This window comes from Selenomonas sp. oral taxon 478 (assembly GCF_001189555.1).
In the GTDB taxonomy this organism is placed as follows: domain Bacteria; phylum Bacillota; class Negativicutes; order Selenomonadales; family Selenomonadaceae; genus Centipeda; species Centipeda felix.
The window spans coordinates 604,216-616,784 of sequence record NZ_CP012071.1 but is presented as its reverse complement, the minus strand read 5'-3'; the positions used below and the strand labels follow the sequence as shown (position 1 = coordinate 616,784).

General features: G+C 56.7%; 13 protein-coding genes. 7 read left to right on the top strand and 6 right to left on the bottom strand.

Annotation, left to right across the window (positions count from 1 at the left end):
- Nucleotides 1–81: 81 nt before the first annotated feature.
- Together ADJ74_RS02990 and hpf are read left to right on the top strand one after the other, a co-directional pair.
- Nucleotides 82–282, top strand: coding sequence for a cold shock domain-containing protein (locus ADJ74_RS02990; RefSeq protein ID WP_006304954.1), 201 nt, complete (start codon nt 82–84; stop codon nt 280–282).
- Between the two features lie 191 nt (nt 283–473).
- The gene (gene hpf, locus ADJ74_RS02985) at nt 474–1,019 is read left to right on the top strand and encodes a ribosome hibernation-promoting factor, HPF/YfiA family (protein ID WP_006690299.1); all 546 of its coding nucleotides are present in this window, start codon (nt 474–476) and stop codon (nt 1,017–1,019) included.
- 220 nt (nt 1,020–1,239) lie between these two features.
- On the opposite strand, the gene ADJ74_RS11490 is transcribed toward hpf, so the two are convergent.
- From ADJ74_RS11490 to ADJ74_RS02975, 3 genes are all read right to left on the bottom strand, one after another.
- Complete coding sequence (locus ADJ74_RS11490; RefSeq protein ID WP_253271713.1) at nt 1,240–1,845, bottom strand: transposase; 606 nt, start codon at nt 1,843–1,845, stop codon at nt 1,240–1,242.
- Between the two features lie 39 nt (nt 1,846–1,884).
- Nucleotides 1,885–2,442: a transposase gene (locus ADJ74_RS11485; protein ID WP_253271712.1), complete on the bottom strand. Its 558-nt coding sequence runs from the start codon at nt 2,440–2,442 to the stop codon at nt 1,885–1,887.
- 183 nt (nt 2,443–2,625) lie between these two features.
- Nucleotides 2,626–3,006, bottom strand: a complete 381-nt coding sequence (locus ADJ74_RS02975) for a hypothetical protein (RefSeq protein ID WP_050341756.1) — start codon at nt 3,004–3,006, stop codon at nt 2,626–2,628.
- A gap of 145 nt (nt 3,007–3,151) precedes the next feature.
- Between ADJ74_RS02975 and ADJ74_RS02970 the strand changes: the two genes are divergently transcribed.
- Both ADJ74_RS02970 and ADJ74_RS02965 read left to right on the top strand, forming a co-directional pair.
- Nucleotides 3,152–4,474 (top strand): TrkH family potassium uptake protein, encoded by a 1,323-nt coding sequence (locus ADJ74_RS02970; protein WP_050341755.1) that lies wholly within the window; start codon nt 3,152–3,154, stop codon nt 4,472–4,474.
- A gap of 10 nt (nt 4,475–4,484) precedes the next feature.
- Complete coding sequence (locus ADJ74_RS02965) at nt 4,485–5,138, top strand: TrkA family potassium uptake protein (protein WP_050341753.1); 654 nt, start codon at nt 4,485–4,487, stop codon at nt 5,136–5,138.
- A gap of 55 nt (nt 5,139–5,193) precedes the next feature.
- Here ADJ74_RS02965 and ADJ74_RS11215 read toward each other — a convergent pair whose 3' ends face one another.
- Nucleotides 5,194–5,532, bottom strand: a complete 339-nt coding sequence (locus tag ADJ74_RS11215; RefSeq protein ID WP_157040579.1) for a hypothetical protein — start codon at nt 5,530–5,532, stop codon at nt 5,194–5,196.
- A gap of 23 nt (nt 5,533–5,555) precedes the next feature.
- On the opposite strand from ADJ74_RS11215, the gene ADJ74_RS10825 reads away from it, so the two are divergent.
- The gene (locus tag ADJ74_RS10825; RefSeq protein WP_084708948.1) at nt 5,556–6,143 is read left to right on the top strand and encodes a molybdopterin dinucleotide binding domain-containing protein; all 588 of its coding nucleotides are present in this window, start codon (nt 5,556–5,558) and stop codon (nt 6,141–6,143) included.
- Between the two features lie 53 nt (nt 6,144–6,196).
- On the opposite strand, the gene ADJ74_RS02955 is transcribed toward ADJ74_RS10825, so the two are convergent.
- A complete protein-coding gene (locus ADJ74_RS02955; protein WP_050341748.1) occupies nt 6,197–7,441 on the bottom strand; it encodes a recombinase family protein in 1,245 nt (414 codons plus the stop codon).
- Here ADJ74_RS02955 and ADJ74_RS02950 point away from each other — a divergent pair.
- Together ADJ74_RS02950 and ADJ74_RS02945 are read left to right on the top strand one after the other, a co-directional pair.
- A complete protein-coding gene (locus ADJ74_RS02950) occupies nt 7,418–8,713 on the top strand; it encodes a PepSY domain-containing protein (protein WP_050341746.1) in 1,296 nt (431 codons plus the stop codon). The two genes, ADJ74_RS02955 and ADJ74_RS02950, sit on opposite strands and share 24 nt — an antisense overlap.
- 46 nt (nt 8,714–8,759) lie before the next feature.
- Complete coding sequence (locus ADJ74_RS02945; RefSeq protein ID WP_050341744.1) at nt 8,760–11,417, top strand: cation-transporting P-type ATPase; 2,658 nt, start codon at nt 8,760–8,762, stop codon at nt 11,415–11,417.
- Between the two features lie 103 nt (nt 11,418–11,520).
- On the opposite strand, the gene ADJ74_RS02940 is transcribed toward ADJ74_RS02945, so the two are convergent.
- A complete protein-coding gene (locus ADJ74_RS02940) occupies nt 11,521–12,423 on the bottom strand; it encodes a radical SAM protein (RefSeq protein WP_050341742.1) in 903 nt (300 codons plus the stop codon).
- Between the last annotated feature and the right edge of the window lie 146 nt (nt 12,424–12,569).

The window sequence follows — 12,569 nt, the reverse complement described above, 5'->3', positions numbered from 1 at the left end:
TAATAAAGGCAGGTTATGTGTAAACGGGGAAGGATTCTGCCTTTTTTGCACGATGATTCTATCATGGAAAGGAGAGCCGACATGACGGGAAAAGTAAAATGGTTCAGTGCGGACAAGGGATATGGATTTATCTCCCGCGAGGACGGCGATGATGTGTTCGTCCACTTTTCTTCGATTCAGGGTGAGGGATATAAGACACTGAGCGAAGGGCAGGAAGTGGAGTTCGACATTGTTGAGGGAGCACGCGGTCCGCAGGCGGACAATGTGGTCAAAAAGGAATAAGACAAAAGATCTGAAAAGCCCGGCTTACACAGCGGGCTTTTTCCTTTGACGATAGATGAGAAAAATCCTGGGAAAAATCTGAATTTAACGAAGTGAGCGCGATTTTTTTGCAGGTATTTTCTCCTTTATGTCGAACTAAACAGGTAAAAGAGGGAGTTCCTGCTCCCGTAGATAGAAAGGGGCTGTGTTTCATGGCTGCATTCACGATTCGAGGAAAGAATGTCGAGGTTACCCCCGCCCTGCGCGACTATGTGGAAAAGCGTGTCGGCAAGATCACGAAGTACTTCGATAATGTCGGTGAGATTGCGGTTCTGCTCTCTGTGGAAGGGAAGCATCACAAGGTGGAAGTGACTGCCCCCGTCGCACGCGGTATCCTGCTGCGCGGCGAGGAGCATTCAGAGGATATGTACAGCTCCATTGATCTGGTCATCGAGAAGCTTGAGCGTCAGATTCGCAAACAGAAAACGAAGCTTGCGCGGCGTTTCCGTCAGGGCGGGTTCAAGGCAGAGGCGGTCGAGACGTTTGCCCAGCCGATTCCGGAGGAGGATGAGCTCTACCCCGTTGTCAAGACGAAGCGTTTCACGCTCCAGCCGATGGATGTGCAGGAGGCGATCATGCAGATGAATCTCCTCAACCATCATTTCTTCGTATTCCGCAACGCGGAGTCGGAGGAGGTCAACATTGTCTATGGGCGTCACGATGGAAAGTATGCGCTGATCGAGGTCGAAGAGGGCTGATCGCGTGATCGGATTCTGAGGAAAAGGGCTGTTGCACGAAGGTAAATTTATCTTTGTGCAACAGTCCATCTTTTCGTATAGGGGCAGATCGGCGAAACAACGGTAACGAAAACTTGCACCTCTATAGAAATAGGGCACACGAATAAGGACGATTGCAATGCTCGCCCTTATTCGTGTGCCCTTATTTGTTTATTTCCGACGTCTTCTTATGCCGCTTCTTTCAATGATACCAGATTCTTTCGCAGCCGTTACAGTCTGTACACGTGTAGATGGTCTTTTCGCTCACATACCCGCTCGCACTCTTTGTCCTGCGCGTCCCCGTCACAACAAGTCGCCGCCCCTCGGCGCACTGGTAGACATCTTCCGCCGCAAGGTAGTTCATGTTCTCCCGCCGCCCGATGTCCTGCTTCCATTTGCGCTTCTTGCTCACTTCGTAGTTGTTCGGCTTGATGTAGGAGGTCTGTCCCTTTTCCCTCAAATACAGGTAGTTCTCCTCACTCTCATATCCTGCATCAGCCACGAGTTTCCGGCTCCTTTTCCCGATGTGTGCATGGAAATCCTCCAAAAACGGGATGAGTGTCCGTGTATCTGTCGGGTTCGGGTAAACACCTGCCCATACGATAAAGGCTGCCTCCACGCCATATTGCAGATTATATGCCGGCTTTAACTGCCCGTTCTTCATTGCATCTCCTTTCATCCGCATGAAGGTTGCCTCATAATCTGTCTTGGAAAAGCTGTTGCGATCCCCGCAGATGTGCAGCTTCTTTGTGTAGTCCTTCAGACGGTTGATGTAAGAGTCCAGTGTCTCCATGGTACGCTGAAGCACGGTCTTTCGTTTTCCGCTCCCGTAAACGAAGATGATGTTTTACTCTCTTTGGATGCGTTTCAAACGTCGGCGCAGACGTTTCAGATGGTGCAGGCGAATCTCAGAGCCACGGCGCAGGTGGATACCGAACTCTTTTTCTACGCCGGCAAGAAAGGCGTAGAGTTTCTCCATGAGTTTGGTACGGTTCTTTGCAACGCCTTTTTTCCAGACGAAGGTGTACTTGCCCGCAACTGCTTCAATCTTTGTGCCGTCAACAAAGAGGTTCTCAAACGAGATGACTCCAACGGATGCAAGAAACTTCGCCATTTGTGACAGAATCTCCTTGGCGCAGGGGGCAAAGTGATCCCTGCGAAAACGGGCAATGGTTGTGTGATCGGGGGCGGGTCGTCCTTCGAGCAGATACATGAAGTGGATGTCCCTTAGGCATACCTCCTCAATGCGGCGGGAACTGTAGATGCGGTTCATGTAGGCATAGATGAGGATGGCAAGCAGCTGATGCGGTGATACGAGATTTCGCTCGGCACGCCGAAAGCTCCTGTAAAGCGGCGTAAGATCCATCTGATGAACACAGTGGAGCAGGAGACGAACGGGATCCAAAGCACGAAGGTGCGGCTCTTTGATACGTGTCCTTTGAATGGAGGTCATGGATATTCTGTGTATCACATCTTCGATGAATATGTACAGTATCTCAATTCTAATGACTAATTTTTAGGTTTTTGTGTCCAGTTTTTGTTGACTAGCGCAACTCTTTTTGAAAAACTTCTCCATTCAACCCCCCTGTTACACTCTCACTGCCGTCCCATCTCGAAACACCACCGTCAGCCCCTTGTCCATGCCCACAGTCATGTACTCCACCATGCTCGCCCACAGCTGGCTGTCAAACTCTGCCACAGGATCAGTCTGTGCTTTGAGCCGCTTGATAAACACTGCCAATCGCTCGGACTGTGCTTCCTTGGCAGAAATAGCCTCCGTCACCTTGTCGAACCGAGCCTTGGCGGCATCGTACCTCACCATAAGATCCTCGTAGTGGCGCTGATACTCCTCCTGATTCTGTGCAATGCGGGCGTTCTCACGGATGCATTTTTCCCTTCCGCCGCTGTCGCCTGCGGCAAAACACGAATAACAAAGGTGCGACACGCCCCTGTTTGGCAAGATCCTCATAAAAGAAAGACACCCTCAAAACACGGCGATGCCTATGGCATAAATCGCTTCTTGCACGAACACAAAAAAGAAGTTACAATGAAAAGCGACCAGTAGCAGAAGCTTGTTCTCAAAGCAAGCTGCCATTTTAAATCGAGGCTGTTTTATGAACATTATTATACGTTTGCGAAGGCTCTCGCCCTCCCGTATCATCATCTTAAGTTTTCTCTGTTTGATTCTCTGCGGCACCGGGCTTTTGATGCTGCCTTGGGCCACGGCAAACGGCGAAGGCGCCTCCTTTTCCGATGCGCTCTTCACCTCCGTTTCTGCCAGCTGCGTGACGGGCCTTACGACTGTCGACACCGCTGCATACTGGACGCTTTTCGGTCAGCTCGTCATCCTCGCCATGATTCAGGTCGGCGGCTTTGGCGTCATTACCGTCGCTGTCTCTCTCGCCGCCCTTTCAGGGCAGCGCATCGGTCTCATGCAGCGCAGTCTTTCCAAAGACGCTGTCTCCGCTCCGCAGCTTGGCGGCATCGTACCGCTCCTCTACTTCATTTTGCGCTTGACCTTCTTCATTGAATTTCTCGGCGCCCTTTTTCTCGCCCCTTCCTTTTGCCAAAAAGTCGGCCTTTTACGCGGCATTTACTTCGCGGTCTTTCATTCCATCTCATCCTTCTGCAATGCAGGCTTCGATCTCTTCGGCAATTCCCTGATGGATTTCGTCGGCGATCCTATCGTAAACGTCACGGTCATGCTCCTCATCATCGCCGGCGGACTTGGCTTCACCACCTGGGCGGACATCCGTCTGAACCGCGGAAATTTCCATGCTTACACCCTGCAAAGCAAGATCGCCCTGACGATGACGGCAGCTCTCATCCTGATTCCGGGACTTTTCTTCTTTTTCTTCGAACTCGATCCCAGCACGTCCCTCAGCGAACACTTCCTGATCTCCTTCTTTCAATCCGTTACGACCCGCACCGCAGGCTACAACACGATCGACATCAAGGATTTCAGCGAAACGGGACGAGCCGCCCTCATCGCCTTGATGCTCATCGGCGGCTCGCCCGGCTCCACCGCAGGCGGCATCAAGACAACAACAGCTTTCACCTTGTTTGCCATCATGATCGCCACCTTCCGCCTCAAGAAGGATCCGACTTGCTTCTCGCGGCGTCTTTCCTCCGAAACACAGCGTCATGCCGTCACCATTCTCATGATGTATCTCCTGCTTTTCGCTTCGGGCAGCGTACTGCTCAACCTCATTGACGGCATACGCCTGATCGACAGCGCTTTTGAGACGGCTTCTGCGCTGGGAACCGTCGGCCTTTCCATCGGCGTCACCGACGATCTGGGGCCGCTTTCCAAATACGTCATGATGCTTTTGATGTTCTTCGGGCGCATCGGAGGTCTCACTGTCATCTTTGCTGCCCATGCACACAGCAGACAAGACTCCGGCCGCAGCCCGGAAGAACGAATCACCATCGGATAGGAGGAACATCATGAAATCCATCCTGCTCATCGGACTTGGCCGCTTCGGCCGCTACATTGCAGAAAAGCTGCACGACATGCAGCACGAGGTCCTCGCCGTCGACCACGACGAAGACTGCGTAAACAGCATTCTGCCGTTCGTGACGAACGCACTCATCGCCGACAGCACCAATGCCGACTTTCTGCGCTCTCTCGACATCCCCAACTTTGATGTCTGCATCGTCGCCATCGGCGATGACTTCCAAAGCTCCCTCGAAACAACCTCGCTTCTCAAAGAATTTGGCGCACGCTATGTCGTAGCGCGCGCCTCGCGCGACATTCACGAAAAATTCCTGCTGCGGAACGGCGCGGACGAAACCGTCTACCCGGAGCGCCAATTCGCGCTTTGGACGGCCATCCGCTGCAGTTCCAAGCATATCCTCGACTACTTCCCGCTCAGCGACGAATACGCCATCTACGAAGTACCCGTACCAAAAGCATGGGAAGGGAAAAGCATCATCGAGCTTGATATCCGCCGCCGGCATCACCTGAACATCCTCGGCATAAAAGCAGGCGACCGCATCGACCTCAATATCTCTGCCCAGACGATCTTCGCGCCGGATGCCGCCGTTCTCGTCGCCGGCAGACAGGAAGATGTCGCTCATGTCTTTCAAAGAAATGGCTGACCGCTCCCATAAAATATGGCGGGAAGACGATTTCATCCCCCCGCCCCGGTCTCTGTCAAAAATGAAAGCAGGGACATCCCCTGTATTCTTCGGGCAGATCCTCACCAAGATTCATCCGGCCTAAATTCTTGACCGGCACAGATCTTTCTTCCGGAAATACATATTGATTGAGGTACGCAATAAAATCCTCCTCGCTGTAACATACCCCGCCCTCGATTCTGAATTTCTCGGCATGCGGACTATGGTGCAGCCAATCACGGGCAAATTCCAGACAATACTTCCACCACTGGGTCGGACTGAATACACCTGTCATACCGCCGTGTGGAGAGGCAAAGAGCGATCTTGACATCGCCCGCTTGCTCACGCGCCGGCTGAACGAACTCGCGCCCGGCACGAGCAGCTTCCCATGGCAGAAGGATGCTGCCGACTTTCTCGATGAAGTATTTACTTCCACCGTATATGAACGCCTTTCCATCAAACATTGGCGTGAATTGGAAGCAGGCACACGCACATACGATATGGGCATACCGTGGAAAGATCACCGCTTCGCCACGGACGATGGAAAATTTCACTGCTGCTCTCTCTCATATAAACGACATACTCTTTCCGACATCGAAGTATCCATTTTATTTTTTGACACCACACGCACAGCAAAACATTAACGGACAGCATCAAATGCCGGAAACACAGCTTCCCGAACATCCTGTGGTCTTTCTCCATCCAAAAGCCGCAGCAGCAAAGGGGCTCACGGAAAACAGTCCTGCCGTCCTATGGAATGAAACGGCAGAGATTGCCGTCACCGTCTGCCTCACAGAAACTGTCCCGGAGGATATCATTCTCTGCCCGCACGGGGAAAGCCGTTCTTCCTCGCTCAACCGGCTAACCGTAAGTCAATCCACTGACATGGGCGAAGTTCGGACAGGTGCACCGGGTGTCGCATTGTACGATGTCACCGTCGACATACGCCCGCAATTAGAGCGCGAAACCCCTTCATTTTATCAGTAATTCCCTAAAAGACTTCAACTCTTTTTGAAAAACCTCTCCATTCACCCCCCCTGTTACACTCTCACTGCCGTCCCATCTCGAAACACCACCGTCAGCCCCTTGTCCACGCCCACGGTCACACATTCCACCATGCCCGCCCAGAGCTGGCTGTCGAACTCTGCCACAGGCTCAGTGCGGTTTTTGAGCCTCTTGATGAACACTGCCAACTGCTCGGATTGCGCTTCCTTAGCAGAGATAGTCTCCAACACCTCGTCGAACCGAGCCTTGGCGACATCGTATCGCACTACCAGTCCTTCGTAGCTGCGCTGATACTCCTCCTGGCTCTGAGCAATGCGGGCGTTCTCTCGGATACACTTTTCCGTCATCTCTACAAGTACCGCCAGTTCCTGCTGCAGTTTGATTTTTTCCTCCATGAGTGCCGTCGTGTCGCATAGCGTCTGCCTGACGAGCCGCGCGTTCGTGACAATCTCCTCCCGCTCCGTCACCAACCGATTAAATGCCGTGACAAAGGCTTCCTTGATTTCCTTCTCCATCACATGAGGGGTTCGGCATTTCTGCCCGTCGTACTTGTTGTTGCATCGATAAATAGTGCGTCTGTACTTATCCGTGGAATGCCAAACTTTAGCGCCGAAAGAACCGCCGCATTCGCCGCACTTGATCTTCCCCGAGAAAATGCTTACGCCGCTATATCTCCCACCTTCCCGTGTACGACGCTCCATCTCCCTCTGCACCATCTCGAACACGGCAGGGTCGATGATGGCAGGATGCCTCTGTTCCACAAAGTAGCTCGGCACTTGTCTGCAGTTCTTGACGGCTTTCTTGGTGAGGAAGTCCGGCGTAAAGGTCTTCTGGATTCTCGCGCAGCCTGTGTATTTCTCATTGCTGAGGATGCCCCGGATGGTCTTGGCGTTCCATTTTTCCTTACCCGTGACCGTCAGAATGTGCCGTGCGGTCAGGTTCTTTGCGATCCTGCCGGCTGTCATACCTTCAAGGAAAAGCTGGAAGATGAGCCGCACGATCTTGGCTTGCTCCTCGTTGATGGCGAGATTGCCGTCCTCGCCCTTGTCATAGCCGAGAAAGTGCGAGTAGCCGACGGAGAACTTGCCGTCGGCAAACTTTTTCCTGAGTCCCCATGTGACGTTCTCCGAGATGGATCGTGCTTCCTCCTGCGACAAGCTGCTGAGGATGGTCAGGAGGATTTCAGCATCCCCATCTTTTCCCTGCTCCTTTTCGGCAGATGTGCTATAATGCAGCCATTGGGATAGGAGGAAATGATGAAAAAAATCTATGCCGTTCATCAGTGGGTGAGTCTGATCTGTGCGCTCTTTTTGCTGCTGCTGACGCTGACGGGGCTGCCGCTCCTCTTTCGCGGGGAGATCAATGCGTGGAACACGGTGAATATGCCGCAGAGCGGGGAGCCCATGCCGATGGCGAAGCTCTGGCAGGCACTGCCCGAAGGAGAGGCTGCGGTGCGTGCGGCGTATCCGACGAAGGATATCCTGGCAGTGACGCCGGACGACACGGATGGGACGCTCTATTTCCGCGTCGTGGAGCGCGGCGGCGCGGCAGGGCGTTCCCACATGCGCATGGGCGGCGAGCAGATCATGTACGATGTGCGTACGCATACGACATTTGACCGCAAGGAACGCATCTATCGCTCCGAGGGCGTACAGACCTTTATGCACACGATGCACATTCTGCACGTCCGCATGGGCATGGATACGGGTGGGCGCGACTTTCTCGCCCTGATGTGTGCCCTCTCGGTCATCTCCATCGTGACGGGCATCTATCTCTATCTGCCGATGATGAAGAGCATGGCGTTCGGTACGCACCGACGCAAGACCAGTCGCGTGTTTTGGTCGGACTGGCACAAGATCACGTCGATCTTTGCGGGCACATGGGCGACGGTCATGTGCGTGAGTGGCATCGTGATCGTCCTCTACTCGGTCGGGATGCGGGACTATCACAGCACAGCGCATATTGCGGCGATGGAGCATTTTGCCGCGCAGGAGCAGCAGGCGGAGACGCTCCGTCCCGCAGATGCACTGGCACGCGTCGAGGAGAGCAGCCCCGCGCGGGATGTGATCTCCATGCAGCTGCCGACGGCGTCATATCCCTTCTACGTCTTTCAGACCGCCGATCCGCCCGTGCGCGCGACGGACTTTGTGCTGGGCGAGCAGGTCTATCTTCCGGCGGGCGGCGGCACGCCGTTCACTGTCCCCGTGCCGGCGTGGATGAAGGCGGCGCCGTTCTTTTTGAACATTCACATCCACAATCATGAGCTCTTTGCCGTAAAGATTTTCTGGGGGCTGCTGATCCTCATGACGGCGGCGATGATCGTCACGGGCATTGTGCTCTGGCTGACGCGTTGGCACAGCCGCATTGCGGCGGCTGCCGAGATCGCCGTGCAGAAACGCTCCAATGCGTCGTGGGAGGAGCCCGCACGTGTCGCATTGGTGAGCCTGGTGATCTTCGTCGCGCCGATTTACGGCGGATGGGCAGGCGAGGGACTGGCACTTGTGCTCAGTGCGTACCTGATCGTGTATTTCGTACGCGCTGTGCGCAGATGATCGTTTTCCGCTGTGAGGCGGCGCTGCATCGGGGAGGAGAACAGCGTTGACGCATAGAGGACTGACAACGGCGGAGGCGGAGGCGTCGCGCCGCATCCATGGGGCGAATGTACTGCCGGAGCCGGCGCGGCTGACCTTCGGGCAGGCGTTTTTGGAGACCTTCCGCGACCCGATGATCCGCATCCTGCTCGTGATGGTTGCGCTGATGGTCACGATGTACTTCGTCGGCTATGCGGAGATTTATGAGCCGGTCGGCACGATCGTCACGGTGCTCATCGTGGCGACGGTGACCGCGCGGACGAGCCTGACGAGCGACGACGAATACCATGCGCTGCGCGCGCGCACGACAAAGGACAGGGCAAAACTGCGCCGCGACGGCGGCCTCCACGTCCTGCCCGTGGATGAGATCGTGGTGGGCGATCTCGTCATCCTGCAGGGGGGCGACAAGATCCCCGCCGACGGAGTACTTATTGCCGGTGATCTGCGCGTGAGCAACGCGGCGCTGAACGGCGAAACGGAGGAGTGTCATAAGTGCGCCGATGCGGCTGCCGCATTTCCGGAGAAGACGACGGGGGATACCTTTGTCGATGGCACGACGCTCTTTCGCGGGAGCGTCGTCTTTGACGGCGAGGGCGTACTGAAGGTGTGCCGTGTCGGCACGGCAACCGTGATGGGGCAGATGGCGTCGGAGATGCAGGGGCGTGAGCCCGCGTCCCCGCTGCAGGTCAAGCTCGCCAAGCTCGCCGATCAGATCTCGGCATTCGGCTATATCTCGGGCATCGTGATCGTCGCGCTCTACATGATGTTCTTCGCCCTGCGCGCAGGCGGCATCGAGTCGTATGTCCTCCTCGGCTGGGGACAGATCCTCGTGGACGTGATCGAGGCGGTCTCGCTCGCCATCCTCATCATCGTCTGTGCCGTGCCCGAGGGGCTGCCGCTCATGATCTCCATTGTCCTGATGCAGAATACGAGCCGCATGCTCTCGCGCGGCGTGCTCGTGCGCCGTGCCGTCGGCATCGAGACGGCGGGTGCGCTGAACATCCTCTTCAGCGACAAGACGGGGACGATCACGGGCGGGCGGCTCTCGGTGGTCGAGTTTTTTACGGCGGACGGTGCGGTGTACGGCGCAGATCTCCTCGCGGGAGAGACGGCGCTCGCGGAGCAGCTGCGGCTTGCCATCGGCAGAAACACTGCCTCCATGTACGATGAGAGCGGGACTGTCGTCGGCGGGAATCCAACCGATCAGGCGGTCATGTATGCCCTGGGAGAGAAATACTATCGTGCTCTGCAGGCGGATGAAAACGCGCGTACGGGGCAGCGGCAGATGTTCAACTCGGTGAATAAATTCAGCCAGGCAGAGCTGCCCGCGCGCGGCGTTGTCGTCTATAAGGGCGCCCCCGAGGTGCTCCTTGCCCGCGCACAGTATGCACTCAATGCGGCGGGAAATGTCGTACCCTACGATGCCGGCGCACTGACGGAGACGATCAACGCCTACGCCGCGCGCGCCATGCGCGTCCTTGCGTTCGGGTATTCTGCATCGGCATTCTGCACGAATGAGGTGAATGCGGACACCGTGCTCATCGGCTTTGCCGCGATTCGCGACGATGTACGCCCCGAGGCGCGTGCGGCGATCGCCGAGGTGCAGGCGGCGGGCATCCAGGTCGTCATGGTGACGGGCGACCGCCGTGAGACTGCGGTCGCGATCGCACGTGATGCAGGCCTCCTGCGTGCGGACGGGGAGCTCGTTTTGACGAGCAGCGACCTCGCGCAGATGGACGATACTGCCGTGCAGCGCGTCCTGCCGCAGCTGCGCGTGATTGCGCGTGCCCTGCCGACAGACAAGTCGCGCATCGTGCGCCTCGCACAGCAGATGAATCTCGTCGTCGGCATGACGGGAGACGGGGTCAATGACTCGCCTGCCCTGCGGCGCGCCGATGTCGGCTTTGCGATGGGGAGCGGCACGGAGGCGGCGCGGGATGCGGGCGACATCGTTATCCTCGACGATAATTTCCGCTCAATCAAGGACGCGATCCTCTATGGACGCACGATCTACAACAACATCCTGAAGTTCTGCCGCTTTCAGCTCGTCATCAACATTGCCGCCGTTGTCGTCAGCGCACTCGCGCCGTTCTTCGGCATCATGGAGCCGCTGCGCGTGACGCATCTGCTCTTCATCAACCTCGTCATGGACAGTCTCGGGGCGATCATGCTCGGCAACGAGCCCGCCCATGAGAGCTATATGCACGAGAAGCCGCGCCGCCGCGACGCGAGCATCATCAGCCCCGCGATGGCAGCACAGATTCTCTGGATGGGGACGTGGCTGGTGCTGCTCAGCTTTGCCTTCCTCACACAGCCAGTTTTTGCCGCATGCTTTGCGGGGCAGTCGGAGCAGTACACGGCGTACTTCCTGCTGTTCGTGCTGGCCTCGCTGATGAACGGGTTCAATGTGCGGTCGAGCGGCTTCGGCATCTTCCGCGATCTCGGGGCAAATCCGGGATTTCTGCGGGTTTGGGGCGGCATCGTCCTCATCATGGCGGCCATCATCAATGCACCGCTTTTCCCGCATGAGGTCGGCGCGTGGATCGGTGCAATGTTCAGCTGCACGCCCATCCATGCAGGCGGCTGGGTGCTCGCCTTCCTCCTCGCCGCAACGATGCTTCCCGTCGATCTCCTCCGCAAGGCGATGGTACGCGGCCTGCGGTGAAGGGCGATACGCACTGTGTCGGCAAATCCTCCACATAGCTTTGGCTATGCGTCCGGTTTGACTCCTTGTTCGGACGAAAAAATCTACGCCAATCTGACGGGCTTCATTTTATCAGCGATTCTCTAAAATCCGGCACATACTCCGTGCCGACCGCTTCCGCACCCTGTACATAGACCTGCGTCATGCCAAGATCGCGTGCGGCATCGACAACGGACTCGTACTCGAAGGTCGTGAGCCGACGATGGAGAGGCGGGAGCTCCGCCGCATGATAGAGCGGGGTATATTGCCGCATGAGACTGAGCTGTATGCACTCACCGAACGCCTTCCAGAGACGCCGTACGAGGGCGATGCTCTCGTGACGGTGTCCCGGCAGGACGAGATGACGGACGAGGACGCCGCGCAGGAGCCGTCCGTCCGCGGCAAACTGCAGTGCGCCAACCTGCTCGACCATGGCACGGAGCGCGGCAAATGCGGCCTCTGTATAGTCGGGGGCGGCAGAGTAGAGCCGTCCGCTCTCCTCCGCGTTGTACTTGAGATCGGGCAGGTAGATATCCACCACGCCCGCAAGGCGTGCGATATTCTCCTCCGTCTCATAGCCGCCCGTATTCCAGACGACAGGGAGGGTCAGCCCTTCTGATCGTGCACGCGCGAGTGCAGCGAGAATCTGCGGCGTGTAGTGGGTCGGCGTCACGAGATCGAGCGTTGCGGCGCCCTGCGCCTGCAGCGTGAGAAACGCCGCCGCAAGCTCCTCCTCCGTCATCTCTCTGCCGTGTCCCTCGTGGCTGATCTCGTAGTTCTGACAGTAGACACAGCGGAGTGTGCAGTGGGCGAAGAACACCGCCCCTGCGCCGTGCGCTCCCACGAGGCAGGGCTCCTCCCATGTGTGCAGCATCGTGCGCGCAACACGCGCCAGCCGCCCTGCGCCGCAGAACCCGCGCCCGCCTGCCGTGCGGTCGACGCCGCAGCGCCGCGGGCAGAGCATGCAGTGTTTCAGTAAATCAATCAATCGTTTCTCCTTGTATGTTTACGGTTTTCCCCAACCTTTCATCGAGGTTATTCACCCTGCACCGTGCAGTGCTCTGCAGCAAACCTTAGTGGAGCAGGCGGGAAAACCACACGTTCTGCCCCCTGCGGATTTCTACCGTTCAAGCG